Genomic DNA, 26,172 nt, shown 5'->3' on the forward strand with positions numbered 1-26,172 from the left:
CCCAGGTCGGCGGACTCGCGCCCTGGTCGGGCGGTAGATACGGGTCGGTGGCGTGTGATCGTGTAAGACGGTGTTGCTGTATAGGGTTGCTGTACGGCACTCCTCGTCGGGCTGCGGCTTGGTCGCTCGATTACCGCTCGCTGTGCAGGATCTCCATGGCCTGAAGCACGTCGGTGGCGACATGATCCGCGCTGTGATCGTGGCCGGCCCAAGTGCCTCGGTCGATCCAGATCGTACGTAGCCCGGCCGCCTGTCCCCCGCCGATGTCGGCGACGAGGTTGTCACCGACCATCCATCCCCCGCCTTCGAGGGTCATACCGCAACGCTGGGCCGCGACCTCGAACAGCCCGATGTCGGGCTTGCGGATTCCTTCGACCCCTGAGAGCGCGTAGGCGTCGACGGCCTCGGCCAGTCCCGTCCGCTGAATCTTGCCGAGTTGGTTGTCCGCGGTGCCGTTAGTGACAATCGCCACCTTCCAACCCGACGTGCGGAGTCGAGACAGCCCGTCCATCACCTCGGGCCGACAATGGATGAGGTACGGCATGCGCCGACGGTAGCGGCTCCACAGTTCGTCCACCGGCTCGGGCAAGACGAAGCGTTCGCGGACCTTGGTGAAGAAGACCTCACGGTGTGGGTAGCCGGCCCGATCGAGAGCGATCAACCAATCAGCCGCCTCACGGTCTAAGTCGCGTTCCTCGGCAAACTCCCCAGCCCATACCTGGAACGCCTCGTCCAGGTTGACGAGTGTGTTGTCCAGGTCGAAGAGCACAAGCCGTTGCACGGCGACTCACCTTAGCCGAATCGTCATCATGAGTGCCTGCTCGCGAACGGGAGCCAGTCACAACACAGAGGGCTCCTCGCCCTGGTCACGTGGCAGACGCGGGGGCCGGTGGCATGTGATCGTGTAAGGCGGTGTTGCTGTATCCCGCTGTTGTAACAGTCCCCTGGCCGGCGACTAGCTCCGTCATCCGATGGCAAGTGGACCCGTACCGCAGGGCCGCTAGGCCCGAGGAACGGAAGCCACGCGGCAGCTTGACTGTCCGCCTTTTAGACACACCAGTAACCATGTTCGGGCATCGAATACCTACGTCTCATGTGGGCAAGCCGGGAATCAAAACTAGATGTGTCGGCCACGAGGATCGGCCTTAACCATGAATGAAATCGGATCGCAGGGTCACCAAAGCCCAAGAGCCGTAAGCCACACATTAACACCTCTACCGAAGCGATGCATTACGAAAAGCACTTCGACTATTCGAGTTTAGCTGCCGACTTCTCTCCGCTTCCCCATTCGTGGAGGAAGTCAATCCAGGATGGCGCCAAGTTCAATCGATCAATATAGCCAATAATCTCTGAATCGATTTTCCCGGTCGAGTTTCTCGCATCCCTAAGCCCTTCCGTGATGCGCCTCCCTCTCGTCCTGGACATAAGAGCGCAGACAATATCGGGCATATCGCTAACATCAAACTCTATATACAGGAGGCATGCGATAAGGGCGAGGGATTTCATTGGCCGACGCAAGATTTTTGCAGAATCGACTAAGAGCCGATTAACATCTTCTTGCTCCATTCGGTCAACTAGAGAGTAGAGATGACTTGCCGCATATTTGGGCATAGGCATAACTACTCTAGGGTCGGAATAAAGTAGTCTCATTGACTCAATCAGGCCGTCGCCGGGAATTCCACCGGAAAGGAATCGGGCAAACTCGACCGAGAATGGCCCTCCAATAAATGTAGGCTTCGCGCCGTGATGAACCTCTATTCCAATAAGATAATGCGCCGGGGCCTGATTGAGGAAATCGTGAAGCGAAAGTGCACCGATATCAATGAGTGATAGAAGGACATCAGGATGGTCGTTAACTAGATCCGGAACCCGTCGCAGAAGTATCTGCTGCAGTTGGTTGCTTATGTCGTTCGCCCATTCGGCATCAATTCGAACAGTTAGGGCATAGCAAGCATGCTGCAGTGCGAGCGTCTCGTATTTACGATCCCCCGTCCGACTCGCTACCTCCTCACATATTTGCCTCAAGACATGCTGGGAATCTCCCCTGGCATACGCCATGAGATCAAGTAGTTTAGCCGATCTTGTATAGCTATAGTTTTCCAGGGCAGCGTAGTAGATTTTTCGCAGCACATGAGGAGCTAGGCGCATAAATCTAAGGCAGCTTAGCGCGAAAGGTAGATATTCGACCCTCGTTGCAACAGCTAGATTCTTGCTGTCGAATACAAGTAACGACAGACAATCGTCTGCACCATCAGCGGTCAATTCATCATGGCGTAGAATCGCAATTTCGGGAATTACGCTACTGCTGCCCGACCTTATCATTGGCTTTAGAACATCAACCAAATCCTCGCTGCGAGAATGATGGCGAACGAGGTAACATGCAACAAAGTACTCGAGAAACGTTCTGTGAGTGAATCCAAAAAGTCGGTCATTGCGCTCTGACACGCCTACCTTCGTCAACAACCATGCACGCCCGGCGCAATAGTCAAGGAACTCCTTTGCACGAGACTCAGCCGTCTCTGCGTCCGCAACAACGTTCCGGGAAAGGTAATCACGCAACACCCTGGCAACGATGTACTCTGCAACACCGCCCTGGCGCGATTGGTTGGAGAAAAAGAAATAAGCTAGCTCTTGGACTAGGTTCTTGCTCTTCGCTTCAGGAGATAGGACCTGGGGGACATGCTTTACACGGTCCCAGCGATCGAACAGTAGCTCCGCGCACTCTTCATAGACCCGAGGACGATTCTCGGGAATATAGCCCTCATATTTGTATAGCATACACAGCAGCGAGAGCATGAGCGGGTTGCTCCGAAGATCGCTAGCGTGCGCGCTATCCCTGAGAAAATTTTGGACCAACCTGGGTGGCGGCTCTTCCCCTGGGGCAGAAGCCAAGGAAAACCAGCGTTCAGAGTACTCCTCTACCTGGATCTCAGAAAAATCCGGTATGCGATGTATTGAGAACAGGCTAGAGTTGAACTTAGCCCCAACATATCCTTCTTCCCGTGAAGTAACCACGAGGCGAGTGAGTGGGTACCTTCTGCAAAACGACTCAATGGCATCTACAACCTGGCGACGCTGCGATAGGTCAATAACTTCATCAAGCCCGTCGAATACTACAATAGCGCCCCCTACTGTTAGCAGATCTCCAATCATGCTCCCATCAATGTCAACATGGTCAACTGCACGGATACGTTCGGCAATAAGCTCGGGGAAGGGGCGGAGATTTTCGAATGGATAGTTCTTCAACTCAAAGATCATTGGAGCAATATCTGCGAACTCTCCCTCATCTGTGGAGCAGCGAAACATCAGGTGGCGGATAAACGTGCTCTTGCCGGCGCCGGGATTCCCGATCAACACATAGCGCTGGTCGAGGAGTGAGTCCTCTCGGATCGGATTGTAACCTTCTTCATGTTCAGCATTGGTTGCAAACCGGCCGAGTCGGGAAGATGCTGAACCAATTCTTACTTCGCTAAAGTCCGTCTCGTGCACCTTCATAAGGTTCCGACTGACATAGATTTTTTCGATCGGGACCCTATATTGATCCTTGCTGTGCGGCATGTAGAGGAAGGCATGTGTTTCCTTGGCCGACTCCCGTATTGCTCGAATTGCTAGCGATATCTCGCCAGCTCGGGCCAGGCGTGCCGATAGAGATACCCTCTCCCCGACAATCGACATCACAGTTAGAGAGTTCTTGCCGCCATGCGATCTATCATGACCGTGTTCATTGGTAGACGACCCCTGTACGAGACTATTGCGTCGTGAGGCTAGTGCGTTTAGTTCTATTTGCAGCTCGGGCGAATGCTCGGATTTGCGGATCTGCTCTACATATGTCTTAACTGAGGTAAGCGTCGCTTCCCATACCTCGTTAGCCAGAGATGAGATCTCGTCAGCACCATCAACTTTGGAGAGAAATTCCTTTTTGAATGCTGTGCGCAGCTCTTCGACCTGTATTTCTAGCGCTGTATCATATTCGCTAAAGGAAACATAAGTTAGTATTTGGACCAGTCCCGTAAAGAAGCGACTTTCAAGATATTTACGAGCCTGGCCAATTTGTTTTTGGGTGAGTTTTGTTTCCTGCCACGCTGGAATCTTTTTGAGTGCACGTGGCGCTGGCCGAAGCCGCTCTAGTAGAGCCTTCCAAGTAGGAGCAGATGCTTGCACTGCTAAGCCAGTTGCGGCCTTCGCGGCAGCAACGGCAACTGCTTGAGCGATGACAGACATGTGCTGTGTTGCTCCCAGTCCTACGGCGTTTCGATCCTTGCGTACGCGATGTACCCGCCCTTGCCAGTATCTTGCACTATGCACACGATGGGGTGGCTCTATATCGGAGTGTGACGTAGCGGCCAATCGACGCGCGCGGGTGGCGCTGGCCGCGACCGGCCGAAGAGCCGCAGCGCGGCCAGCGACCGCCGGCGCGCGGCGAGACGCCGTAGGCGGCTCGCCTTTAAAACCGTAGAGAAAGTTCTCATCCGGTCCGGCTCTTGCCTTGCGCCTGACTCACGACCCCTGCTCCAAGCTCATGTCATCCAGCCTCTCAACCGCCCGTACCTGTTTCATGGCATCCATCAGCTTGGCTATCCGCTCCGGAGTCACGAACCTCAGCAGCTTGGTTACCTGCTCCGGATCCATGGCCTCCAACATCACGGCTGCCCGATCCAAGTCCATGGCCGCCAGCACCATACTTGCCTGCCCAGGAGCCATGGCCACCAGCAGCTTGGCTACCTGCTCCCGGTCCATGACCACCAGCATCACGGCCATCTGCTCCCGGTTCATGGCCACCAGCAGCTTGGCCGCCTGTTCCCGGTTCATGGCCGCCAGCAGCTTGGCCGCCCGATCCGGGTCCATGGCATTCAGCACCACAGTTGCCTGCCCAGGAGCCATGGCCGCTACCGCCATAGCCGCCCACCTCGGATCCCGAATCTCCAGTTTCGTGGCCGCCTGCCACGGCTCCATGACCGTTAGCAGATCGGCCGCCCTCTCTGAACCCATGGCCGCCAGCAGCTTGGCCGCCCGGTCCAGATTCATGGCTTCCAGCATCACGGCTGCCTGCCTCAGGTTCATGGCCGCTACCGCCATAGCCGCCTGCATCCGGTCCATGGCCGCCAGCATCACAACTGCTGAGTCCAGGTCCATCATCGCTAAGAGTGCGGCTGCCCGCTCCGAGTTCATGGCTGCCAACCGCTTAGCTACCTGTTCCGGATCCATCGTCCTCAGGCGTTCGGCTGCCCCCTGGAGAGAGGTTACTGTGACAGGAACTGTCACAGGGGCAACTGATTCTCGTCTTCCGGTGTCGAAGGCTAAGGACAGAGTCTCTTGGGTGGAGGAAGCGGAACGTAGTAGTGGGTCACGGCTGGCGCTCGCCCTCTGCCAGGCCGAACGCCAGCGTGTCATCTCGCTCCGGCTGATCACGCCACATGCTTGGACGAAGGCCAGGACGACCTCCAGCCTCGGTAGGATTCTGCCCGACTCCGCGTTACCGGCGGTGCTGCGCGGCAGCTCGAAATCTTGTGCCTTGGCACGGTTGACGAGTTTTTGCAGAGAGGGTTTGCCCGCAGATATGCGCAGATTCCGCAGTTCGCGCCCGAGGTCGGCTACCGTGGTGACAGAGTCCGGATCGGGTTCCACTCCCGGACGCGTGGTCTTGGTCGACTGCGAGGCTGAGAGATCGTCTGCCATCGTCCGATGATGTCCCACCACTTCCCATCTTGTCCCATGATCCCCCACGCTCGTAGGCATGTTGTCCTGCTTGTGGCCAACTCATCCGTGATCCCTGTCCAGATGGGGAGCGTTCGGACTTTCCTGGCGTCAGACGCCTGTCGCTCGAGCAGGCTGGATCGTCAGGAGAACACCGACATGCACCACGTCCGCTTCCTGTGGGCGGCGATCATCGTGATCATTGCCGTGATTATCGGCGTAGCCGGAGGGACGCTGGCCTGGATGGGCGGAGCCAGTGCGCCCAATGCCGTACTCGCCGGCGCGGGTGGCTTCGGGGCCTCTGTGGCCTTGATGCTGGCGATCGCTTACTTCCTGGATGGCGCCCGCCCCTGAACGGGGAACACCGGGTCTCCTCGTCGGCGCGCCTCAGGGGTCTTCCGCCTTCTGAGGCAGCCGGTGATCTCAACTTCCGAGAACGGAGGTTCTCATCCGGAGCGAGCAGCTCTCGATGATCTCGGCTCTGTAGGTGCTATTCGGAAGCTTCACTGGCCTCTGCTGCACGCTCTTCGTTGGTGGTGACGAAGCTGCCCATGCCGCGTTCGGTGCGGATCCATCGGTCCTTGCGTAGGGCGTTCATGACCTTTTGTGCGGTCTGGGTGGCGATGCCGAATTCTTGGGTGAGGTCGACGACCGAGGGGATGCGTTGGCCTGGCTTGTACTGGCCGGCCTCGATGCGCTTGACGATGATGTCTCGTACCTGTCGCCACCTGGGCAGATCATCGCGCAACTCGGTCATGAGCACACGGTAGAAGCCCGTAGAGGAGGGCACTCCAGCGGAACATACTGCTGTGTTCTATGGTGTTCTATAGAATTGCATGTCTATGATGCGGCCATGGCATCGGTGAGCGGTGGTCTACGTGCCAGCTCGGGACCGCTTCCCCACACCGGTCCCGTCCCCTGGCGCTGGAGGGCGCCAAGGGACACGGTTCCGGGTTCCGCTCACCGATGTCCACCCACCAAGAGCTGTCGCCGAATGACGTGGAGAAGGGAGTGAGCCGTGACCGCGACCTTCCCCGACGACACAGCGGTAAGGGCTGCCGAAGAGCTCCGTGAGGCCCTGACCCGGTACGGGATCACTGCTGATGTGCATGACGGGTACGGGCTGGCGCTCGTGTCGGTGTGGGTGGATCTGATCGTGTGGTGCCGCGGGGATCAGTTCTGGTGGCGTACCGGCTGGAACCCCCGCCAGTACCGCCCTGTCTACGCCCGTCACCCGGCGACCGAACCTCACCAGGCCGCGCATCGCGTCGCCTTGCGGTACGCGGAGTTGCGGCAGATCCATCCGCTGCCGGAGCAGAGAGCGGCGTACCCGGCATGACCGCGTCTGGCGGGAGGTCGCTGCTGCTGCCGGTTCGTTCACCTGGGGTGGCTGCTGGGGCACGGGTTCGGCCTGCGGAAGATCTCCGCCTGGGGGATCTCCTTGCCTTCGAGCGTGATCGTGATCAGCCGTTCCGGATCACTCCAGTCCCCGGGGAGGAATACGAGCGCGGACATCGTGCCGTTGATCTCGTGTGGGGACAGGTCACCCAGCTCGGCCGGTTGGGTAGTGGTGGCTGCTGGTTGAAGCCGCCGACGTTCCTGCTGTCGGTCTTGTGCTCGTTTCCCGCGGACGGCTCTCTGATTACCACTCTGTTCAACCATTCCCCCGTGCTGCTCTGGCCTGGCCATAGACAGCGGGGCGGAGTGGTGAACCCATGAACGGGCGTGACGGCGCCTGCCCTGGGAGGGGTGCGCCGTCATGCCTCACCCCACCGGCCATGCCTGGAACGGAATGAGGACGCGATGTCTGAACGGTTCACTCAACGGCTTCCGGCCTGGCCTCTGCCTGCGGTGGGCGCTGGGCCGGTGATCGAGGGGTGGCGGACCGAACAGAGCGGTTGGGGTGTCTTCTCCGCGCGCCGCGACCCCGACCACGTACTGACCGAACAGGAGATGCTCGCCGGGCTCACCGGGCATCTGGTCGCCGAAACGGCCGAGGAACTTCTCCGGCTGGCCGACGAACAGCGATGCATCGCAGAGCGGCTGAACGATGTACCGCCGGTGTGTCCGCACTGCGGGCGCGCCCAGGGAGACGCGCCGCTGATCGTGACGGCGGATGAGTCGTCGGTCACGGCTGAGCGGTGTGCACGCAGCTACCCGACCGGGGCGGACTGCCTTCACCGCGAGGTGGAGTGGACCCGCCCGAATCCCCTGCCCGATGGTGCCCGTTGTCGACAGTGCGGCACCTGGTGGCGACTGGACCTGATCCCCGACGAGGTGGCGGCTCGTCTCAAGGGCGGCACCCCTCCGGCTGAGGGCACTCGACGTCCCGCAGACGATCGTAGGCTCTCATGATCTCGTGTGCTGCGGCGTCGGCTTCGAGACGGTCGGTGTGGAGGCGTAGGTGAAAGAACCCGGCGTCGGTGCTGGTCTCCAGGTCGGTGAGTGTCTCGTCCCATGCGGTCAGGCGCTTGTGGGTGTCGGCGTCGCCGCGGCTTCGGGATCGTTGTTCGGTGACCTCGCGCGGGACCCACAGCAGCACACGGAGCCATCCGTCGGGGACCTTGCCGATGAGCTGCCGCAGATCACGGATATTGCCCATGTGTACGACGGGGACGTAGCCGGCGGCGTGGCGGTCTTCGATCGTCTGGCGGTCGATGGCGTAGACGTTGTCGTAGCGGTGGGTCTCGGCGACCAGTCGGCCCGCCTGGCGGAGCTTGTCCAGGTGCTCGGCGCTGACGAACTCGTAGCCGTCGGCTCGGCCGGTGCCGACCTTGAGCTTGGGCAGCAGAGTGAACCGTGAGTCCAAGCGGGTGAGGGCGGCGGTGATGGTGTCCTTGCCGCTGGCGGGCGGGCCGTAGATGACGATTCCCTGCGGGGTCACGTGAGGATCCGCTTGAGCGCTTCGCGGGTCTGGTCGGCCAAGCTAATCGCCGCACCGAGCCGGTTGTCGACGGTGACGTGAGCGGTGGGCGGGCTGGCCTCGACGTTCAGGCTGTCGGCGTAGGTATCCCAGTTGCTCAGCTTCCACGCGTCGCGGGCGGCTCCGCGGAACTCGATGTACTCGCGCATCGACTCGGGATCGCAGCGGACCCAGATCGCCGCGACGTCGATTCCCTTGGCCGCGCACCGGTTCTCCAGGCGGGCGAACCACGCCTCATCCTTGAGCTCGGCGATGAACGGGGCCGCCAGGATGGCCGAGGTGCCGACGTTGAGGTTGTCCCACGCGGTCTCCATCAGACACCGGTACTCGAAGGGACGGACCTCTTTGAGATATAGGTCGGTGTGGCGGTCGTTGGGGTCACCGCCGAGGGAGACGAGCAGCCGCTCGACAATGGAGCGGGTCAGGGAGTCCTTGTCCAGGAACGCCCATCCGGTGATGTCGGACAGGAAGCGAGAGAACTCGGTCTTGCCCGATCCGGCGTATCCACCGACCAGGGCGAGGATGGGGCGGGGGCTGCCTCCGCCGTGGCGCCTGCGCCAGGCGTCGACCACCCGGTTACGAAGAAGCGCTTGCGGGGAGTTGCCCGGCTCGATGCCGCCGACGGAGACCTTGGTGAACGTCTCCTCAATGACCTGGGCGGCGGCGTTGTCGGCTGCGGGATCGGCGGGCGTGGGCAAATCGGAAATCACGATTTCCGCTTTCTGTGATTCACCGGGCAGAGGGGGGCGAAACCCTAGTTCGGGTTCGGTGGCCTGGTAAAGAAGGCAGTAAGCGCGCCGGTAATGCGGGCCGGGGAACACGGTTCCTTGCTCGTGTCCCCACAGCGTCTGGAAGTTGGCGGCCGGGACGCTCAGGCCGTGTCGGCCGGCTGCCTGGCGCAGGCGCTCGCCTGCGCCTTCCAGGGTCAGGCCGTGGGCTTCGCGGTGTTCCCGCAGGCGGGAGGGGGTCCAGCCGGGTCGCTGGGTCGTCTTCAGTTGCATACTTTCGCCTTCACGCTTCGGGGAGGTGACGCGGTGTGCGGTCGTGCATATGAAAACGCTTGTGTAAATGGGTGTTGAGGAGAACTGAAGAAGCTTAACTAGATCGGTGTGATACCGGAAACCCCCAGCTCACGGTGAACTTAAGCCATCCCGAAAGGCGAAACGCACCGCAGAGCAAGGGAGAAACCCGTGAACGTCGACCCACAGCGGATCAGCTGGGAATTGGCCGCGATCCGGGCAGAGCTGGACGAGTTGGCGTGCCGGATCGGTGAGATCACTTCTGCTTTGCGAACACTGCCGCCTCTAGAGCGGCGAGTCGATCACCCAGCTCCTTGACGCTCTGGCGCGTCTGGGCAAGCTGGTCCAGGATCTCGGCGTTCACATCCGGCGCCTCGGGCCTGGGGGTCTCGGCGGGGGCCTGGCGGACGAACACGCCCTTGCCCTGCTGGCCGATCACCAGTCCCTCGGTGCGCAGCACGCTGATCGCGGCCTTGACCACGCTGGCGGAGACGTCGAAGCGCTCGCCCAGCTGGGCGATGGAGGGCAGCGCCATACCGGGGGCGAGTGAGCCGGTACGGATCTGGCCGCGCAGCTCGTCGACGATCTGCAAGTAGGCCGGCTGGCCGGTCTTCTCCACCATCTACGTCTCGTCTCGTCGCATCTGCTGCATCACGTTGCGCCGCGTCGCGTCGCCTTGCGTCACGACTCCAGTTGAGCACACCCGAGTAAAGAAACCAACCAAGCCGCCGAAGAACTCATTGACAACATAGAATTCCAAGCGTTCTATGTATGCCAAGGCTTCCATCTAGCAAAGGAACGATCATGCGCACCATCCCCATCCCCGTCGACGTCACCAAGCTCCAGATCACCTGCGTCAAGGCCGCCAAGCCCCGCCTCGTCAACAAGGACACCGGCGAGATCAAGCGCGACAAGGACGGCAACGTCATGTACGAGCTCACCTTCCTGTTCGAGGACGACCTTGGCCGCATGGAGCTGGTCAAGGTCACCACCACCCCCGAACCGCAGATCACCCCCGGTGAGGAGGTCGTCCCCGTCGGCCTGGTCGGCTACGTCTGGGAGCAGGGCGGACGCTGGGGCATCTCCTACCGGGCCGCCTCCTTCGTCCCCGCCGGCTCCTCCCTCTCCGCTGGAATGGGGGCGGACCTGTGATCACCCTCGACCATCCCCTGTTCAAGGTCCTGACCGTCGTGCTCGTGCTGCTCGCCTGGCGGCGCTGGGCTCCCCTCTCCTACTGGTACGTCCTGGTCTTCCCGCGCAAAGCCGTCTGGCTGCGCTGGTCCTGGCGGCATGTGGCCTCCGGCTGCGGGCTGACCAAGAAGCGGCACCGCTGGTGGTTCACCACCGTCCCCGGCCTGGTCGCCTCGACCGGCGTCGTGCAGGTCAAGCGGCGCTTCCAGCGGGTCGCGGTCGACACCAAGCCCTGGATGGGCCTGCCCCGCCCTGTACGGCACGGCTTCCGCATCACCTTTCACCTGCTCGACGGCCAGGTGCCCGACGACTACGCCAAGGTATGTGAACGGCTCGCGCACGCCTGGCGTATCGAGGCGGTTCGCGTGGTCGGTTCTCGGCCTGGCCGCGTCACTCTTCAAGGGATTACCCAGGATCCTTTAACCCACGTCGCTCCCGCCATGCCTCCGGCTGAGCCGCGTGACGGCTGGCGGGCCGAGGATCTGCTGAGGCCGATCGTCGGGGTGTTGGAGACCGGCGCGGCCTGGCGAATGGACCTGCGCCTGATCCCGCATTGGATGAACGCGGGTGCCACTCAGTCGGGCAAGTCCAACCTGATCAACGCGCTCATCGTCGGACTGGCCCCGCAACCGGTCGCCCTGGTCGGCTTCGACCTCAAAGGCGGCGTCGAACTGTCGGCCTACGCTGCCCGGCTGACCGCGCTGGCCACCACCCGTGCCGAATGCCTCGACCTGCTGAGCGACCTGATCGCGGTGATGGGGGCCCGGATGCTGGCCTGTCGCCGCTACGGGGTGCGCGACATCTGGCAACTCCCCGACGCTGGACGTCCGATCCCGGTCGTGGTCCTGGTCGATGAACTCGCTGAGCTGTATCTGACCGCTGACAAGGCTGAGAAGGATCAGGTCACCCGGACGGCTACCGCGCTGCTGCGCATCGCCCAGCTCGGCCGCGCGTTCGGCATCCACCTGATCCTGTCCGGCCAACGGATCGGCTCCGACCTCGGTCCCGGCGTGACCGCGCTGCGCGCCCAGATCGGCGGACGGGTCTGCCACCGGGTCAACGATCCCGAGACCGCCGTGATGACGCTGGGCGACCTCGACCCCGACGCCCTGGTTGCCGCTCGCTCCATCGCGCCGGAACTGCCCGGGGTGGCCGTGATCACCGGTTCCGACGGCCGCTGGTATCGCGCGCGGTCCGGCTACGTCTCCACCACCGCCGCCGAGCACGCCGCGGGCACCTACGCCGAGATGGCGCCTTCGTGGAACCAGGTAGCCGCCTCCGGCCTCGGTCACGAACTGCCCGGCGTCGACACCCCCGAACTCATCGCCTGACCCCTTCGGAAGGAGAACCACCGTGACCGCGACCGCGCCTCGTCTGGCCGTACGGCTGGCCGACTCCGCACCGGTGCTGATCCTCGCCGCGATCGCCGGGGCCGGCAGCTTCACCCACATCCGCGACACCGCCACCGAACACGGACAGGACGGCTGGATGGCCTGGGCCATAGCGGTCTGCGTCGACCTCACCTGTGTCATGGCCGCACGGGAACGACAGCGCGACAAGAAGAACGGACGCGAACGAAGCGGCTGGATCTCCTGGCCCACCCTCGTCCTCGTCGGCGGGATCGCCCTGTCCCTGGCCGCGAACCTCGCCCAAGCCCACCCGTCGCCCTGGGGATGGATCACCGCCGCGACCCCGGCAGGGGCGTTCCTGATCGCGGTCTCCATGCTGGAGCGCCGCGCCTCCGACCCTCGTTCTGAGCCGTCTCCGGCGCTCGTTCCCGCTGCGGACGCCGTACCGGAAACCATCCCCGCACCCAACACCCTCCCCGCGGGCATCCCCGAACCCTCGGCTCCTGCCCCGCTGCCCGGCCTCGCCATCCCCGGCCAGAACGGACCTCAGAACGAACAGAACGGCGCCGAGAACGGCCAGAACGAAGCCGGTACGGCCGGTGCGCTGCTCGACTACGCCCGCCGCGTCGCCGACGAACACCACGCCCGCCACGGCAGACCCATCACCCGCGACACCCTGCGCGCCCGCCTCGGAGTCTCCAGCCAACTCGCTTCCGACCTCCTGCGCTCCATGCGCGACAGCCCCGAACCCGCCTGACAGCGAAGGACACCCCCATGAACACCACCGACCACCGCGCCGTGGTCATCAACGGACTCCTCGACCTGGCCGCCTTCCTGGAGGCCAACCCCGGCGCCCCTGTCCCGGCCTTCCCCAAGCTCCTCCACTTCGCCGCCGGAACCGACCCCGACATGTGCGCCGAGATCGACGCCATCGCCGAACTCCTCGGCACCGCCATCGACCCCGGCGACATCGGTTACGGCCACTACCGAACCAGCCGCGCCTTCGGGCCGGTCGAGTACTCGGCCGTGGGCATCCTCGCCCGCGCCAGAGCCCGGCACGACGCCGACAGCTCTTACGCCGGCTGCGTCGACCCCGCCCCCGTCCCCTCGTCCCGTACCGCCTGACCAGAGAAGAGACCCCCATGCGCATCCGCATCGACGGCACTTACGCCGAAATCGTCCACGCCGCCAACAAGATCCGCACGATCCTCCCCATCGGCTCCGTCTCACCGGTTCTGCCGTTGCATGAGCGGCCACACACCTGGCGCGTGTTCCTCGATACCGCCCCCAAGCGCACCGAAAGGAGGTGGATCACATGACCAACAACCAAGACGCCCCGCTCGTCCACATCACGCCCAAGCGCTGGCTGTGCTGCCACTGCGGCGGGACCGGCGTCGACAGCTACTCGGAAACCTGCGAGCACTGCGAGGGACTCGGCTTCACCTGAGCCCTTGGCGCCCCCGGCGTGACCACACATCCGCCAAGACGTCCGTCACGTCGGGGGCCATCCCGCACCGAACCCCGAAAAGCCCGGAAGGGACACCCCCATCATGCCAAGCCCCCACGCGGTAGCCGGGATGATCACCCGGCTCCACGATCCCCAATACGCCCGCTGGGCCTCCCAGATCCGCCGGACCGGCGGCTGTCGACAGCCCATCCATCTACGCGGTCACGTCCACCACCTCGACCCCACCACCGGGAACCGGCTGCACAGCTACAGCACCGCGACCGAACCGGACGGCATCCTTCGCGTCCCGTGCAAGACCCGGCGCGCCTCGCGCTGTTCGTCCTGCGCCGAGACCTACCGGGCCGACACCTACCAACTCATCCGCGCGGGCCTGGTCGGGGGCAAGGGTGTCCCGGACTCGGTCACCGCTCACCCGTGCCTGTTCGTCACCCTCACCGCTCCCTCCTTCGGCGCCGTCCACACCCGGCGAGAGAAGAACGGCACCGTCCTGCCCTGCCACGCTCGACGAGACGCGGCCACCTGCCCACACGGACGGGTCATGTCCTGCACCGCTCGGCACGGGGCCGACGAGAGCCGCCTCGGTGAACCGCTGTGCCCGGACTGCTACGACTACGCGGGCTCGGTGCTGTTCAACGCGATGTCCCCGGAGTTGTGGCGGCGCTTCACCGAAGCTCTACGCCGACGCCTCGCCAAGAACGCCGGGCTGACCCAGCGGGAGCTACGGGAACAGGCCGTGATCTCCTTCGCCAAGGTCGCCGAGTACCAGCGGCGCGGCGTTGTCCACTTTCACGCGGTCATCCGCGTCGACGGTCCCGAGGGACCGGCTACGCCTCCACCGGCCTGGGCGACGGCCGACCTGATGGCCGATGCCGTACGGCATGCCGCTTCGGCCGTGGCGGTCACCGTTCCTGTGGTGCCTGGTGAACCCGCGCGGGCCTTCCAGTGGGGCGCTCAACTCGATGTTCGTGAGATCACGATGACCGGTGATCTTACTGAGCAGGCCGTAGCCGCCTACATCGCCAAGTACGCCACCAAAGCCGCCGAATGCGTCGGCACCCTGGACCGGCGCATCAATCCCCTCGATGACCTGACGGCGTTCAACCTCCGCGACCATCCCCGGCGGCTCATCGCCGAATGCCTGCGCCTGGGTGCCCTCGACGAACTGGCCGAATTCCGGCTCATCCAGTGGGCTCACATGCTGGGCTTCCGCGGCCACTTCTCCACCAAGAGCCGCCGCTACTCCACCACCCTCGGCGACATCCGCGCTGCTCGCACCGAGTACATGCGCGAGGAAGCGATCACCACTGGTCGCCTGCCGCTCTTCGACGAGGACACCGTGCTCGTCGTCTCGCACTGGGAGTACGCCGGACAGGGCTTCTCCGCCGGTGACGCCCTTTTGGTAAGCGCCCTTACCGGAAACCGCTTTGCTGCTTCGGGAGGCGTCCATGAGTAGTCCCGCGTTGCTCACCGTCCCGCAGGCCATGACCGCTCTCCAGGTCAGTCGGTGGACGCTCTACCAGCTCATCCGCTCCGGCGAACTCGACTCGATCGTGGTCGGCGTGCGCTGCCGCCGTATCCCGGAATCCGCCCTGAACGACTACGTGAACCGACTCTGTGGAAAGGCCGCCTGATGGGCAAGCGCTCGAACGGTGAGGGCTCGGTCTTCCCGTACAAGGACGGTTGGGCCGGCTACGTCTGGGTCGTCACTCCCGAGGGGAAGAAGACCCGGAAATGGGCCTACGGCAAGACCCGTGAGGAGACCCACGAGAAGTGGCTCAAGCTCCACGACCTCGCGAGCAAGGGGCCGGTGCCGACCAAGCACCCCACCCTTGCCGCGTACCTGACGCGCTGGCTCGCCGAGGTGGTTGAGCCCAACTTGGAGCCGACGACCTACGTGGCCTATGAGCCGCTGGTGCGGCTCTACATCGTCCCCGGCCTGGGCAAGAAGCGGCTCGACAAGCTCACGGTTCGCGAGGTGCAGACATGGCTGAACGCGCTGGTCACCCTCTGCACCTGCTGTGACCAGAAGAAGGATCATCGGCGGGCGGAAGCCAAACGGCGATGCTGCGCCATCGGAAAGTGCTGCAAGGGGTATCCGTCCCGGAGCACGATCGCGGGGATCCGTCGCGTCCTGCGTTCCGCGCTCGGTAACGCCATCCGGGAAGAGCTGATCTCCAAGAACGTCGCGGCGTTGACCACCCTGCCCAACCCGAGCAAGACCAAGAAGAAGCGCCAGCACGTGGCATGGGGCGTCGACGAGGCCCGGAAGTTCCTCGAACACCTGCGGGCGGAGGATGACCCGCTCTATGCGGCCTACGTGCTGATCCTCGTTCTGGGCCTGCGGCGGGGCGAGGTGCTCGGGCTCGCCTGGGACTGCGTCGACCTCGGTGGAGAACAAGTGTGGATCTCTCGACAGCTCAACCGTGTCAGGGGAGAGCTCCTCCACCGCGAGACGACCAAGACCGACGACTCCACCGCATCGCTTCCGCTGCTCGGCCTGTGCATCACTGCGCTCAGACACCGCCAGCGAACTCAGGAGGAGGCCCGCAAGGCGGCAGGGGCGAAGTGGAAGGACTCCGATCTCGTCTTCACCACGAGGAACGGCACGCCGATCGAGCCGCGCAATTTCAACCGATCTTTCGAGGTTCAATGCCGCAAAGCGGGTGTCCCGCGCATCCGGGTCCACGACACCCGGCACACCTGCGCATCGCTCCTGGCTGCTCTCGACGTCCACCCTCGGGTGGCGATGCGCATCCTGCGGCACTCGCAGATCTCGATGACCATGGATGTCTACACTCAGATTCCCTCCCCGGAAACGCGCAAGGCGCTCGACCGGCTCAATCAGAGCCTCGACGGTTCAAGCGAGGCATAGCTCATCCTCCGTTGCCACAAAGGCCCTTTGGGATCACCCCGAAGGGCCTTTTGTGCATGCAAGAATTCCCCCTATAGCCGAAAAGATATATCGAACTAACTATCACGACGATTTCCCCCTTCGTTTTTCATGATTTAAAAGAATAGGATTTCCGGCGAGCTGCTCAGTTCGCCTTCACACCGAACGTGATGGAGGGCGAATGACGCACCCTGTGGGTTGTGAGCGCGCCAAGCTGCATCAGTGCCGATGTTCTGACTGTGGCGGGACGAAGCACGGTTGGCCCTACGGCGTCACCTTGGCCGGCGATCCCTCTCCGGCCGGTCGCCAGGAGGCGAGAGACCGCAGTAACTCCGCATGGGCTGCCGCCCAACCTCCCAAGGGGCGACAAAGCCCGTCCAAGCGCAGGCGGGCAGCCGCCACCGACAGTGCAACTGTCGATCTCATTGACTGGCTGTCCGAAAATCCACGCACTATCGAACACATCCAGGAAGTCGGCGACCTCCTTACCGGCTCCGTGATCAGCGAACTGGACAAGCAGTTCGGCGGCAGCAAGCCGCGAGAAGCCAGAAGAATTCTTACCGATCACTTCTGGTGCGATCTCCTCATAGCCCTGGCCGAGGGTATTGAGGAGTTCTCGAAAGCCGTGGACCAAATACCCGAATACGTGACGGCGACTATCATCAAGTCTCGGAATGATGAGCGTCGCAGCCCTCTCCTCGAAGCGCTGGTGACTCTTGCCGTACAGACGGCGTGGGGCCCCATCAAGAGCATGGTCCATGCCGCCGGGGTCGAGGAGGTGCAACGGACGTGTCGGATCCTCGCTGTCCTGATCTGCCCGGCTCCCGAAGATCACACGGCGGTCCAGAACGGCGCGCTCCTTCCCTTGGCGAAGGAGGGGATGTTGGAGATCAGCAGAGAGCGGCTTGAGCAGGTCTTCCCCGCGGAGTGGGTTCGCCGTCTCCGGGGTGACCTCGGCGGCGCCTGAGCAAGGTCGTCGGCTTCAGAGAGCTGGGGCTGGGGCACTGGCCCTTGATGTTCGTCGTTCTCGATCCGGCTGCGCCACCCTGGCCTCGACGCGTGCTGTCCGTGAGAGATCGCCTGTGTGAGCCCGCGTTGCTGTACAACGCTGCTGTACAGGCACGAAAAAGGCCCTCCAGGATGATCCCAGAGGGCCTTTGACCTGCTGTGCGGCCGGAGGTACTCGAAACCCCAACCTTCTGATCCGTAGTCAGATGCTCTATCCATTGAGCTACGGCCGCTCGCTGCGTAAGCAAGCATAGCGGGTTTTGTGGGGTGCCTCGAACCGGTTAGCCGATCGGTTCGTGATCGAGGAAGGGCGCGAGCTCCGCGCCGAGGTCGGGCGGCGTGACAGGCCCTGGATCAGCGGGTCAGGCGGACCGGAGGATCGAGGAGAGGACACCGGGAAATCGGGTCTCCATCTCGGCGAGGCGGAGTTCGTGGCGGCGGAAGCTGCCTTCGGGGGTGACGCGGAGGAGCCCGGCCTCACGGAGGACCTTCAGGTGATGGGAGAGGGTCGACATGCTCACCGGGACGTCGAACTGGCCGCAGACCACGCCGCCGGCCTCGGCGAGCTGGCGGACGACCGAGAGCCGGACCTCGTCGGCGAGGGCGTTCAGCATGGTGGGGAGGGTGACGGAGGAGACGTCCGGATGGTGAAGGGCCCGCATGGGCCGATCCTAGCCAAGGATTTCGAGGCTTTGACAAACATCGAAGTCCAGCAGCACAATCGGACCCAGCAATTCGACCATCATCGAAATCTTTGGCGGCCAGATGACTCCCGACGACGTGCTCTCCACCACCCGGGCCGTACGCAGGCGACTGGATCTCACCCGGCCTGTCCCCCGCGAGCTCATCGAGGAGTGCCTCAAGCTCGCCGTACAGGCTCCGACCGGGCGTAACCGCCAGCGCTGGCACTTCGTCGTGGTCACCGAGCGGGAGCAGCGGGAGAGGATCGCGACGCTGTGGCGGGAGGGGATGCACCTGCCAGGGACGCCGATGCCGGAGGAGGACGCGCGGCGGGCGTACGCGTTCCCGGGTTCGATGGAGCGGGTCTGGGAGGGAGCGGATCACCTGTACCGGCACATTCACCAGGTGCCGGCGTTCCTCATCCCGTGCATCACCGGGCGGACCGAGGGAGCGAGCGTGCATGAGCAGGCCAACACGTTCGGCTCGATCCTGCCCGCCGTCTGGAGCTTCATGCTGGCCGCGCGGGCCAGGTCGCTGGGTACGGCCTGGCTGGGGCCGCTCCGGCTGGAGCGGGAGGCGGCCCGGGTACTCGGCATCCCGTACGGAAAGGTGATGCAGGTGGCGTTCGTTCCGCTGGCCTACACGATCGGCACCGATTTCAAGCCCGCGCGCCGGGTGCCGATGGAGGAGGTCACCCACTGGGATCGCTGGTGACACCGCGACCGATGCGCGGAATCAGTCACCGGAATCGCCGGCGACGCCGACCTTCTTCGGGAACAGCGTGTAGCTCAGCGGCCAGAGCACGGCGATCAGGGGGATCTTGAGCGCACCGGCCATGAAGGCGATCAACGCCGTGGTCCGTGACGGGTCGCCGACGATGAGGATCAGGCCGAACAGCAGGGCGCAGGCGATGCCGTACGCGAGAACGATCCTGAGCCAGATGCCCCATTCGTACCGGGCCCTGGCCATGCCGCCGGGTGGAGGCCGCCACGGCTCGGGGCCGCCGGCGAAGCGGTGGGCGAACTTCGCGTCGGCCCAGGTGATCGTACGGTGGCCGAAGACGATCGAGTAGCCGATGTAGGCGGCGGCCAGCCCGTGGCGCCAGTCCGCCTGGGCGCCGCCGCGCATGTCGATGACGGAGGCGATGAGGAGGACCACATCGAGCAGCGGAACCGCCAGCAGCAGCGCCGTGCTGAGCCGGCGCATGCTCCACAGGTAACGTGAGGCGAGCCCCAGGCCAAGCAGGATCCAGAACCCGATCTCGCATCCGATGATGACCGCCAGAACCATGGATTCATCCTCCCAACCCGGTCGACCTGGGACATCGTCGGAGCTGATGAACCGGTGTACATCCTTTTATGTACCGGCGATCCTCCCGGCGCCGCTCCTGCGGGCCGTATCGGAATGATGGGATGAGAGGCATGAGACGAGACGCGCTGGGGGCCGTGGCGTGTTTCGTCGTCGGTCTCCTGCTGCTCGCCGCGGGCGCCTACCAGCACCGATGGGCCGCCGCCCCGCTGTTCATCGGGCCGCTGGCGGTCTCGTGTGTGGGGGTCGCGGTACGGCGGAGCAGGCCGCTGCTGGCGCTCGGGCTGGGGGGTGTGGCCTTCGTCGGCGACTCCGCCATGGGCCCGTCGCTGGGTACGCTCCTGATCGTCACCGACAACCTCTACTCGGGGGTCAGGTACGGTCCCCGCGCGCTGGGCAGGTGGATGCTCGGCATCACCTCGGTGATCGCCGTCGTCGCGGGTGTGGTCGCCGGGGTCCTGTTCAGGCAGTGGGCCGCCGCCGCCGTCTTCCTCGTCCAGACGGGCCTGGTCGGGGTGACTCCCGTCCTCACCGCGATGATCATAAGACAGCTGGAGGACCAGGCGACCTCCGAGCGCGCGCGGGCCGAGCAGGTGGCGCGGCTGGCGGAGCTGGACCGGGCGGCCGCGGTGCAGGCCGAGCGGGCCCGGATGGCACGGGAGTTGCACGACATGATCGCGAACCACTTCAGCGCGATCGCCATCCAGTCCACCGCCGTCCTCTCCCGACGGGACCTGGACGCGCAGACCGTACGGAAGGTGCTGGAGTCCATCAGGGAGAACAGCGTCGAGGGCATGGGCGAGATGCGTGCCATGATCGGGCTGCTCCGGCAGGACGGCGAGGAGCCCGAGGCGATCCGGCGCCGGGTGGCCGAGGCTGAAGAACTGGCGGAGCGGGCCCGGGAGGCAGGGCTTGACGTGCGGATACGGGTGGACGGCGATGCCAGGGAGCTGCCCGCCTCGGTCGATCTGGCCGGTTACCGGATCGTCCAGGAGTCGCTGACCAACGCGCTCAAGCACGGTGGAAAGGCCGCCGACGTGGTGATCGGCTACCTGCCGGGGCTGGTCACGCTGACCGTGGACAACCCGGTGGGCGAAGCGGAGCGGGAGCTGCCCGGCGCGGGTGCGGGGATCATCGGCATGCGGGAGCGCACGAACCTCGTCGGCGGCGTCTTCGAGGCCGGACCGCATAATGACGGCTGGCGCGTCCGCGCCGAGTTGCCCACTCTGGAGAGCACGTGACCATCCGAGTCCTCGTCGCCGACGATCACGCGGCGGTCCGCGCCGGGATCGTCCTCATCCTCGACGGTCACGACGACATCGAGGTCGTCGGCCAGGCCGCCAACGGCGAGCAGGCCGTCGCGATGGCCTCCGAGCTCCGCCCGGACGTGGTGCTGATGGACATCCGGATGCCGAAGCTCGACGGGATCTCCGCGACGCGCGCGCTGAGCGGGATCGCCGACGTGCTGATCCTGACCACCTTCGACATCGACGAGTACGTCTTCGGGGCGCTGCGGGCCGGAGCCGCCGGGTTCCTGTTGAAGAACACCGACGCCGACGCCCTGGTGAACGCGGTGCGGGTGGTGGCCAGGGGCGACGGGCTCATCGCGCCCTCGGTCACCCGGCGGCTGATCTCGGCCTTCGGCGCGTCGGTCCCCGCGCGCAGGCCGTACGAGATCGGCGGCCTCACCCCGCGCGAGCGCGAGGTACTGGCCTGCATCGGCCGGGGCCTGTCGAACACGGAGATCTCCGTGGAGCTGGACATGGCGGAGGCGACGACGAAGACCCACGTCAGCCGGTTGTTGAACAAGCTGGGTCTCCGCAGTCGCGTCCAGGCCGCGATCCTGGCTCAGGAGCTCTCCACGGAGGGCTGAGTCGAGGAGGGCGTCCTCCGCGGGAGAGGTGACCGCACGGTCAGGAGCTCTCCGCCGGGACGTACAGCGAGAGGGTCTCCGCGACGCAGGCGGGCTTGGGCTTGCCCTCGACCTCCACGGTCAGCCGCATTTTCGACAGGTAGCCCGAGGGGGTGCCCTTGAGGTCGACGAGTTCGGCGCCTGCCCGGACCCGCGCGCCGACCGGGATCGGCGAGGGGAAACGGACCTTGTTGAGCCCGTAGTTGATGCCCATGGCCAGACCGCCCACCTGGAACAGCTCCACCATGAACGAGGGCAGCAGCGCCAGGCTCAGGTATCCGTGGGCGATGGTGCCGCCGAACGGCCCCTGCTCCGCCTTCTCCACGTCCACGTGGATCCACTGGTGGTCGCCGGTCGCGTCGGCGAACAGGTTGACCTGTTCCTGGGTGATCTCGCGCCACTCGGTGTAGCCGAGATGTTCCCCGACGGCGGTCTTGAGCTCGATGATGTTGGCGAAAATCCTCATATATGGAACTTTATTCCGTTTAGGGGGCAGCGAGAAGCTACAAGCGCACCAACTCCCTCAGCCATGCCTTTGTTTTCGCTGTACGGCCCGCGACGTAATACCGGCCGTTCATCCGGGTTCCCTAACGTACCCGCCATGAGACGACGTATGACGATCACCATCGGCGCGGCCGTACTGGCACTGGCGGTGTCCGCACCGGCGGTGGCCGACCCCGGACAGCCCGGTTCCGACAGGCACGGACGCTCCGAATTCGGGCGCGCCACCCTGACCGGGTTCGCCTCCCTGCCCGCGCTGACCTTCGTACCCGGCAGCGAGCCGTCGGGGGCGCAGCTCGGCACGGCTCCGATCAACGGGGTGACCCCGCCGTTCACCGGGCAGCCGGTGCAGGGCTTCAGCGGCATCGTGCGGCGGCAGGACGGCACCTTCGACGTGCTGTCGGACAACGGCTACGGCGGCAAGGCCAACAGCGCGGACTTCCTGCTGCGGGTGCACCAGGTGAAGCCCGACTTCAAGCGCGGCAAGGTCGCGGTGCTCGGCGGGTTCGACCTGAGCGACCCCGACGGTCACGTCGGCTGGGCGCTGACCCGGGCGGACCGGAAGCTGACCGGCGCGGACTTCGACGTGGAGTCGATCGTACGGACCTCCGACGGCACCTACTGGATCGGGGACGAGTTCGGCCCGTTCCTGCTGCACTTCTCCGCCGCCGGCAAGCTGCTCGAGGCGCCGATCCCGCTGCCCGGCGTGAAGGCCCCGGAGAACCCGTCCCTGGGCGGCGAGCAGCCCAACCTGGGGCGGAGCAAGGGCTTCGAGGGCATGGCCCGTTCGGTCGACGGCCGCACGCTGTACCCGCTGCTGGAGGGCACCGTGACCGGCGACGAGGCCGGGACGCTGCGGATGAACGAGTTCGACCTGCGCAAGCGGGCCTACACCGGTAAGCGCTGGACCTACCGGCTGGAGAGCCCCGACAACGCGATCGGCGACATGATCGCGGTCGACCGGCACCGGTTCCTCGTCATCGAGCGCGACAACCTTGAGGGGGACGCGGCCAGGACCAAGCACATCTACCTGGTGGACATCCGCCACGCGGACCTGCGCAAGACCCTCGTCGCCGACCTGCTCGACCTGGCCAACCCGCACGGCCTGGGTGGGTTCGGGAAGACCTTCAGGTTCCCGTTCCAGACCATCGAGGACGTGGTGATCCTCGACGACCGGACTCTGGGCGTGCTCGACGACAACAACTTCCCGTTCTCCGCGGGCCGCACCCCGGGCCGGCCCGACGACAACGAGTTCATCACCGTGCGCCTGTCGCGCCCGCTTCTGGCCGATCCCCGCGTCTACCGGTAACGGTCCGTGGCCCTGCCTGGTATCGCCGGTAACACCGGCGATACCAGGCAGGTCGTCTCGCTGACCGGCGGTGCTGACCCCCGCCTCAGGGTTTCCCGCCGAGGAACCGGCCGGTAATTCGCAGCAACCTCGCCTCTCATAACATACGAACAACTATGACAAAACCGTAAATAATAATAGATAAACTCCTATCAGCCTTCACGGCGCCATTTATTTGCTCTGCCTCAACCGTTTCAATGAGCTATCTCACTGTCCGAGGGGTATCTCCTAGCTGCTGCCGCTTATGAGGTAGTGAGGGATATCAGATGTTTTCGGAACCAGAAACGAGATGGGGAAATAACGTGCTTCCTCGAAAGAGCGGACGGACACCGGGGCCGATCTCCGGCAGGCGGGTGGGCGTCCTCGCCATCGCGGCAGTCTCCGGCATCCTCATGACGTCGAACCAGGCACCGGCCAACGCCGCCATCGGGCAGGTCCAGGCGCTCGGCTCGATCTCACAGCTGAATGCCGACAGCACTCTCGACGGCCGCCTCTCCCCCAACCCCAACCCCAACCCCTCCCGCCGGCAGTACCGCGAGGAGAGGCCCTCGGACAGGTGGCGGGGAAGGCCGAACCGCCATCAGGACCGTCCCTACGACCGTTACCGCGGCCGCCGCGGGAACGACTTCAACGAGAACGAGGGACCCGGGCGCGAGCGCCTCACGCGCTCGGAAAGAATGATGAGGGAGCTCCAGAACGACCCGTCATTCCCAGAGATCATCATCCGCGAAAAGTAGTCCCTGACACCTGGCCGCGACAGGTGATACGCCGCCAAGTGGAACCCGTCCGGTGACGGCACGGCACGACGAGCAGGAGCGGTCACCCACGCCAGGAGCAGGGAAGAAGTGTGTGTCGTACCGGTTCACACCGGTACGACACACACTGTCGTTTAAAGCGTGAAATTACATGTGGTTATGCCGCTGAACTATGAGGAAATATGTTTTCCGGGCAATGCCGATCATTGATCATCAGCATTGGACCGCCCAGCCCTCCCGTCCCTTGATATCATCACCTTTTCCCGCTCATCGGACATCATAAAAGCTCCCATGGAACACTACGCCCGAACAATCATCCTAAATCTGACTAAACCGTAGATGAGGCATAGGTTTTTCTGCACAGTGCCGCTTATTTGCTCTTCCTGAACTATGCCGGAGCGTTATCCCCATAAGCCTCGGGTATCTCCTGTTCCGTCGTCACTTCCGTGGCTGCACGACGGATCCGGATATTTTCGGAATTAGTAAAGATATGGGGAAATAACGTGCTTCCTCGTAGGAGCAAGTGGGCGCCAGCCCATTCCGGTAAGCGTGCCGGTGCTTTGGCCGTCGCGGCGATGGCAGGCATCCTCGTGATGTCGTCGAACCAGGTTCCGGCGAGCGCCACCGCCGACAACGCAAGCATTCTGTTCGCACCTCACGGCGACAACGGGGGTAACGGAGGTAACGGGGGCAAGGCCCGTCTCCAATATTCCGTGCACAGCGGTGAGAAGCCTATTCTTCGCCCGTGCCGCTCCTGCGGATGCCGCAGAGGCCGTCACTGTGGATGCCCTGGCGGTCCCGGCTGGGGTCGAGGTCGAGGCTGGGGCGGGGACGGTGACGGTGACGGTGGCCGGGACAACGACTGCGACCGGGGCGCCAGGCCCGCCTTCGACAGGGATCGCGACCGGGACGATGAGCGCGACGACGAGCGCGACGGGCCCAGGGTGATCGATCTGACCGCCCCCGGCAGGCCTACTGGGCGGCGCCCCACTGCTACCAGTTCCACCAACGCGTTCGCAGGACCGGCAGGACCGGCAGGACCTCCAGGACCGGCAGGACCAGCAGGACCAGCAGGACCAGCAGGACCAGCAGGACCAGCAGGACCAGCAGGACCAGCAGGACCAGCAGGACCAGCAGGACCAGCAGGACCAGCAGGACCAGCAGGGCCTCCAGGACCAGCAGGACCAGCAGGACCAGCAGGACCAGCAGGACCGACAGGGCTGACAGGGCTGACAGGACCGATGGGACCGGCAGGACCGATGGGGCCAGGAGGACCCGCGGGCCCGATGGGATTGACAGGCCCGATGGGACCGGGAGGACCGGCAGGACCGGCAGGACCGGCAGGACCGGCAGGGCTGACAGGGTTGACAGGACCGATGGGGCCAGGAGGACCCGCGGGCCCGATGGGATTGACAGGCCCGATGGGGCTGACAGGACCAATGGGATTGACAGGACCGATGGGACTACCAGGCCCGATGGGACTGACAGGACCGATGGGACTGACAGGACCGATGGGACTACCAGGCCCCATGGGACTGACAGGACTGACGGGACTGACAGGCCCAATGGGGCTGACAGGACCGACGGGCCCCGCAGGCCCCAGAGGCGCCACCGGCCCAGCAGGACCCGCAGGTGTGGCGCCCCTGGCAGGGCCGGCAGGACGCCCAGGACCAGCAGGGCCTCAAGGCCCCGCGGGACCTAGAGGTCCGGCAGGACCCAGGGGCGCGACAGGCCCGGCAGGTGCGACGACCCTGGCGGGGCCCGCCACGCCCCCGTCCAGCGGATGCGTCGACCTGACCGGCGCCATGGTCGCTCTCCAACCCGTCTGCGCCATCACACCTGCCAGTCTCAGCGGACATGTCTACTCCGCCGTGCCCACCGGCCTCGCCGGATCTGTCTGCACCACCGGTGCCATGGGCCTCGTCAGCTCGTACGGGGCCATCGGGTGCATGTAGCCCGCGGCGAAGCGGCGGCATGCTTCCACGGCATTCACCGGCCAGAGGTCGTGCCCCCGCTCAGCAGGGGCACGACCTCCTGGAACCCGTGTGGTGCCAGGTCGCACCGTCACCGGGCCAGGTGACGGCGATTCAAAGGAAGGGTGGGCTGCCGTGCCCGAGTATCACTC

29 protein-coding genes and 1 tRNA gene are annotated in these 26,172 nt (G+C 64.4%); 17 read left to right on the plus strand and 13 right to left on the minus strand.

The features are described from left to right. Positions 1-130: 130 nt before the first annotated feature. The 3 genes from ACWD3H_RS42435 to ACWD3H_RS42445 all read right to left on the minus strand — a co-directional run bounded on the left by ACWD3H_RS42435 (position 131) and on the right by ACWD3H_RS42445 (position 5,676). Positions 131-769: an HAD family hydrolase gene (locus ACWD3H_RS42435; protein WP_451959045.1), complete on the minus strand. Its 639-nt coding sequence runs from the start codon at positions 767-769 to the stop codon at positions 131-133. Positions 770-1,248: 479 nt separating this feature from the next. Beyond that, positions 1,249-4,221 (minus strand): NACHT domain-containing protein, encoded by a 2,973-nt coding sequence (locus tag ACWD3H_RS42440; protein WP_451959046.1) that lies wholly within the window; start codon positions 4,219-4,221, stop codon positions 1,249-1,251. A gap of 276 nt (positions 4,222-4,497) precedes the next feature. Next, positions 4,498-5,676: a magnesium transporter MgtE N-terminal domain-containing protein gene (locus ACWD3H_RS42445; RefSeq protein ID WP_451959047.1), complete on the minus strand. Its 1,179-nt coding sequence runs from the start codon at positions 5,674-5,676 to the stop codon at positions 4,498-4,500. A 177-nt stretch (positions 5,677-5,853) separates the two neighbouring features. On the opposite strand from ACWD3H_RS42445, the gene ACWD3H_RS42450 reads away from it, so the two are divergent. Next, complete coding sequence (locus ACWD3H_RS42450) at positions 5,854-6,048, plus strand: hypothetical protein (protein WP_451959048.1); 195 nt, start codon at positions 5,854-5,856, stop codon at positions 6,046-6,048. 136 nt (positions 6,049-6,184) lie between these two features. On the opposite strand, the gene ACWD3H_RS42455 is transcribed toward ACWD3H_RS42450, so the two are convergent. Then, complete coding sequence (locus tag ACWD3H_RS42455) at positions 6,185-6,451, minus strand: GntR family transcriptional regulator (protein WP_451959049.1); 267 nt, start codon at positions 6,449-6,451, stop codon at positions 6,185-6,187. A 261-nt stretch (positions 6,452-6,712) separates the two neighbouring features. Here ACWD3H_RS42455 and ACWD3H_RS42460 point away from each other — a divergent pair, with 261 nt between their 5' ends. After that, the gene (locus tag ACWD3H_RS42460) at positions 6,713-7,033 is read left to right on the plus strand and encodes a hypothetical protein (protein ID WP_451959050.1); all 321 of its coding nucleotides are present in this window, start codon (positions 6,713-6,715) and stop codon (positions 7,031-7,033) included. A 38-nt stretch (positions 7,034-7,071) separates the two neighbouring features. Here the strand turns inward: ACWD3H_RS42460 and ACWD3H_RS42465 are convergent, their stop codons facing one another. From ACWD3H_RS42465 to ACWD3H_RS42480, 4 genes are all read right to left on the minus strand, one after another. Further along, positions 7,072-7,209: a hypothetical protein gene (locus tag ACWD3H_RS42465; protein WP_451959051.1), complete on the minus strand. Its 138-nt coding sequence runs from the start codon at positions 7,207-7,209 to the stop codon at positions 7,072-7,074. 775 nt (positions 7,210-7,984) lie between these two features. Continuing rightward, complete coding sequence (locus tag ACWD3H_RS42470; RefSeq protein ID WP_451959052.1) at positions 7,985-8,578, minus strand: guanylate kinase; 594 nt, start codon at positions 8,576-8,578, stop codon at positions 7,985-7,987. Continuing rightward, on the minus strand, positions 8,575-9,327 hold the full coding sequence (locus tag ACWD3H_RS42475) for an AAA family ATPase (protein ID WP_451959053.1): 753 nt from the start codon (positions 9,325-9,327) through the stop codon (positions 8,575-8,577). Before ACWD3H_RS42475 ends, ACWD3H_RS42470 begins: the two co-directional genes overlap by 4 nt. A gap of 565 nt (positions 9,328-9,892) precedes the next feature. Beyond that, entirely contained in the window at positions 9,893-10,258 is a 366-nt protein-coding gene (locus tag ACWD3H_RS42480) for a GntR family transcriptional regulator (protein ID WP_451959054.1), read from the minus strand. A gap of 182 nt (positions 10,259-10,440) precedes the next feature. Here ACWD3H_RS42480 and ACWD3H_RS42485 point away from each other — a divergent pair, with 182 nt between their 5' ends. The 10 genes from ACWD3H_RS42485 to ACWD3H_RS42530 all read left to right on the plus strand — a co-directional run bounded on the left by ACWD3H_RS42485 (position 10,441) and on the right by ACWD3H_RS42530 (position 17,501). After that, positions 10,441-10,788, plus strand: a complete 348-nt coding sequence (locus tag ACWD3H_RS42485; protein ID WP_451959055.1) for an SCO3933 family regulatory protein — start codon at positions 10,441-10,443, stop codon at positions 10,786-10,788. Next, the gene (locus tag ACWD3H_RS42490; protein WP_451959056.1) at positions 10,785-12,158 is read left to right on the plus strand and encodes an FtsK/SpoIIIE domain-containing protein; all 1,374 of its coding nucleotides are present in this window, start codon (positions 10,785-10,787) and stop codon (positions 12,156-12,158) included. The genes ACWD3H_RS42485 and ACWD3H_RS42490 overlap by 4 nt, the downstream gene beginning before the upstream one ends. Positions 12,159-12,180: 22 nt before the next feature. Then, positions 12,181-12,933: a DUF2637 domain-containing protein gene (locus ACWD3H_RS42495; protein ID WP_451959057.1), complete on the plus strand. Its 753-nt coding sequence runs from the start codon at positions 12,181-12,183 to the stop codon at positions 12,931-12,933. A gap of 17 nt (positions 12,934-12,950) precedes the next feature. Continuing rightward, positions 12,951-13,301: a hypothetical protein gene (locus ACWD3H_RS42500; RefSeq protein WP_451959058.1), complete on the plus strand. Its 351-nt coding sequence runs from the start codon at positions 12,951-12,953 to the stop codon at positions 13,299-13,301. Positions 13,302-13,318: 17 nt separating this feature from the next. After that, a complete protein-coding gene (locus ACWD3H_RS42505; RefSeq protein ID WP_451959059.1) occupies positions 13,319-13,495 on the plus strand; it encodes a hypothetical protein in 177 nt (58 codons plus the stop codon). Continuing rightward, positions 13,492-13,623 (plus strand): hypothetical protein, encoded by a 132-nt coding sequence (locus tag ACWD3H_RS42510; RefSeq protein ID WP_451959060.1) that lies wholly within the window; start codon positions 13,492-13,494, stop codon positions 13,621-13,623. The genes ACWD3H_RS42505 and ACWD3H_RS42510 overlap by 4 nt, the downstream gene beginning before the upstream one ends. Before the next feature lie 103 nt (positions 13,624-13,726). Beyond that, positions 13,727-15,097 carry a replication initiator gene (locus tag ACWD3H_RS42515; RefSeq protein WP_451959061.1) on the plus strand — a complete coding sequence of 457 codons (1,371 nt, stop codon included), beginning with the start codon at positions 13,727-13,729 and terminating at the stop codon, positions 15,095-15,097. Beyond that, positions 15,090-15,275 carry a helix-turn-helix domain-containing protein gene (locus tag ACWD3H_RS42520; RefSeq protein ID WP_425958134.1) on the plus strand — a complete coding sequence of 62 codons (186 nt, stop codon included), beginning with the start codon at positions 15,090-15,092 and terminating at the stop codon, positions 15,273-15,275. The genes ACWD3H_RS42515 and ACWD3H_RS42520 overlap by 8 nt, the downstream gene beginning before the upstream one ends. Further along, on the plus strand, positions 15,275-16,516 hold the full coding sequence (locus ACWD3H_RS42525) for a site-specific integrase (RefSeq protein ID WP_451959062.1): 1,242 nt from the start codon (positions 15,275-15,277) through the stop codon (positions 16,514-16,516). The genes ACWD3H_RS42520 and ACWD3H_RS42525 overlap by 1 nt, the downstream gene beginning before the upstream one ends. 514 nt (positions 16,517-17,030) lie before the next feature. Beyond that, complete coding sequence (locus tag ACWD3H_RS42530) at positions 17,031-17,501, plus strand: hypothetical protein (protein ID WP_451959063.1); 471 nt, start codon at positions 17,031-17,033, stop codon at positions 17,499-17,501. A 201-nt stretch (positions 17,502-17,702) separates the two neighbouring features. Here the strand turns inward: ACWD3H_RS42530 and ACWD3H_RS42535 are convergent. Beyond that, positions 17,703-17,775 (minus strand) — tRNA-Arg (locus ACWD3H_RS42535). Between the two features lie 129 nt (positions 17,776-17,904). Continuing rightward, on the minus strand, positions 17,905-18,204 hold the full coding sequence (locus ACWD3H_RS42540; protein ID WP_350914158.1) for an ArsR/SmtB family transcription factor: 300 nt from the start codon (positions 18,202-18,204) through the stop codon (positions 17,905-17,907). A gap of 103 nt (positions 18,205-18,307) precedes the next feature. Here ACWD3H_RS42540 and ACWD3H_RS42545 point away from each other — a divergent pair, with 103 nt between their 5' ends. Beyond that, positions 18,308-18,937, plus strand: a complete 630-nt coding sequence (locus ACWD3H_RS42545) for a nitroreductase family protein (protein WP_451959064.1) — start codon at positions 18,308-18,310, stop codon at positions 18,935-18,937. A gap of 21 nt (positions 18,938-18,958) precedes the next feature. On the opposite strand, the gene ACWD3H_RS42550 is transcribed toward ACWD3H_RS42545, so the two are convergent. Then, positions 18,959-19,513, minus strand: a complete 555-nt coding sequence (locus ACWD3H_RS42550; RefSeq protein ID WP_451959065.1) for a hypothetical protein — start codon at positions 19,511-19,513, stop codon at positions 18,959-18,961. 131 nt (positions 19,514-19,644) lie between these two features. Here ACWD3H_RS42550 and ACWD3H_RS42555 point away from each other — a divergent pair, with 131 nt between their 5' ends. Together ACWD3H_RS42555 and ACWD3H_RS42560 are read left to right on the plus strand one after the other, a co-directional pair. Continuing rightward, positions 19,645-20,772, plus strand: a complete 1,128-nt coding sequence (locus ACWD3H_RS42555; RefSeq protein ID WP_451959066.1) for a sensor histidine kinase — start codon at positions 19,645-19,647, stop codon at positions 20,770-20,772. Then, entirely contained in the window at positions 20,769-21,404 is a 636-nt protein-coding gene (locus tag ACWD3H_RS42560) for a response regulator transcription factor (RefSeq protein ID WP_350914149.1), read from the plus strand. The genes ACWD3H_RS42555 and ACWD3H_RS42560 overlap by 4 nt, the downstream gene beginning before the upstream one ends. Positions 21,405-21,444: 40 nt before the next feature. Here the strand turns inward: ACWD3H_RS42560 and ACWD3H_RS42565 are convergent, their stop codons facing one another. Further along, complete coding sequence (locus ACWD3H_RS42565; RefSeq protein WP_355547794.1) at positions 21,445-21,909, minus strand: MaoC family dehydratase; 465 nt, start codon at positions 21,907-21,909, stop codon at positions 21,445-21,447. Between the two features lie 135 nt (positions 21,910-22,044). Between ACWD3H_RS42565 and ACWD3H_RS42570 the strand changes: the two genes are divergently transcribed. Then, complete coding sequence (locus tag ACWD3H_RS42570; RefSeq protein ID WP_451959067.1) at positions 22,045-23,253, plus strand: esterase-like activity of phytase family protein; 1,209 nt, start codon at positions 22,045-22,047, stop codon at positions 23,251-23,253. 341 nt (positions 23,254-23,594) lie between these two features. Next, positions 23,595-24,029 carry a hypothetical protein gene (locus ACWD3H_RS42575; RefSeq protein ID WP_451959068.1) on the plus strand — a complete coding sequence of 145 codons (435 nt, stop codon included), beginning with the start codon at positions 23,595-23,597 and terminating at the stop codon, positions 24,027-24,029. 1,011 nt (positions 24,030-25,040) lie between these two features. Here the strand turns inward: ACWD3H_RS42575 and ACWD3H_RS42580 are convergent. After that, positions 25,041-25,487: a hypothetical protein gene (locus ACWD3H_RS42580; protein WP_451959069.1), complete on the minus strand. Its 447-nt coding sequence runs from the start codon at positions 25,485-25,487 to the stop codon at positions 25,041-25,043. Positions 25,488-26,172 lie beyond the last annotated feature (685 nt).

The organism is Streptosporangium sp. NPDC002607 (genome assembly GCF_053592655.1).

Bases quoted from the DNA above. Each gene is read 5' to 3' on its own strand.
- ACWD3H_RS42440 (WP_451959046.1), bottom strand. From the start codon at position 4,221: ATGTCTGTCATCGCTCAAGCAGTTGCCGTTGCTGCCGCGAAGGCCGCA.
- ACWD3H_RS42445 (WP_451959047.1), bottom strand. From the start codon at position 5,676: ATGGCAGACGATCTCTCAGCCTCGCAGTCGACCAAGACCACGCGTCCG.
- ACWD3H_RS42450 (WP_451959048.1), top strand. From the start codon at position 5,854: ATGCACCACGTCCGCTTCCTGTGGGCGGCGATCATCGTGATCATTGCC.
- ACWD3H_RS42455 (WP_451959049.1), bottom strand. From the start codon at position 6,451: ATGACCGAGTTGCGCGATGATCTGCCCAGGTGGCGACAGGTACGAGAC.
- ACWD3H_RS42465 (WP_451959051.1), bottom strand. From the start codon at position 7,209: ATGTCCGCGCTCGTATTCCTCCCCGGGGACTGGAGTGATCCGGAACGG.
- ACWD3H_RS42480 (WP_451959054.1), bottom strand. From the start codon at position 10,258: ATGGTGGAGAAGACCGGCCAGCCGGCCTACTTGCAGATCGTCGACGAG.
- ACWD3H_RS42485 (WP_451959055.1), top strand. From the start codon at position 10,441: ATGCGCACCATCCCCATCCCCGTCGACGTCACCAAGCTCCAGATCACC.
- ACWD3H_RS42500 (WP_451959058.1), top strand. From the start codon at position 12,951: ATGAACACCACCGACCACCGCGCCGTGGTCATCAACGGACTCCTCGAC.
- ACWD3H_RS42505 (WP_451959059.1), top strand. From the start codon at position 13,319: ATGCGCATCCGCATCGACGGCACTTACGCCGAAATCGTCCACGCCGCC.
- ACWD3H_RS42510 (WP_451959060.1), top strand. From the start codon at position 13,492: ATGACCAACAACCAAGACGCCCCGCTCGTCCACATCACGCCCAAGCGC.
- ACWD3H_RS42515 (WP_451959061.1), top strand. From the start codon at position 13,727: ATGCCAAGCCCCCACGCGGTAGCCGGGATGATCACCCGGCTCCACGAT.
- ACWD3H_RS42520 (WP_425958134.1), top strand. From the start codon at position 15,090: ATGAGTAGTCCCGCGTTGCTCACCGTCCCGCAGGCCATGACCGCTCTC.
- ACWD3H_RS42525 (WP_451959062.1), top strand. From the start codon at position 15,275: ATGGGCAAGCGCTCGAACGGTGAGGGCTCGGTCTTCCCGTACAAGGAC.
- ACWD3H_RS42540 (WP_350914158.1), bottom strand. From the start codon at position 18,204: ATGCGGGCCCTTCACCATCCGGACGTCTCCTCCGTCACCCTCCCCACC.
- ACWD3H_RS42545 (WP_451959064.1), top strand. From the start codon at position 18,308: ATGACTCCCGACGACGTGCTCTCCACCACCCGGGCCGTACGCAGGCGA.
- ACWD3H_RS42550 (WP_451959065.1), bottom strand. From the start codon at position 19,513: ATGGTTCTGGCGGTCATCATCGGATGCGAGATCGGGTTCTGGATCCTG.
- ACWD3H_RS42555 (WP_451959066.1), top strand. From the start codon at position 19,645: ATGAGACGAGACGCGCTGGGGGCCGTGGCGTGTTTCGTCGTCGGTCTC.
- ACWD3H_RS42565 (WP_355547794.1), bottom strand. From the start codon at position 21,909: ATGAGGATTTTCGCCAACATCATCGAGCTCAAGACCGCCGTCGGGGAA.
- ACWD3H_RS42570 (WP_451959067.1), top strand. From the start codon at position 22,045: ATGAGACGACGTATGACGATCACCATCGGCGCGGCCGTACTGGCACTG.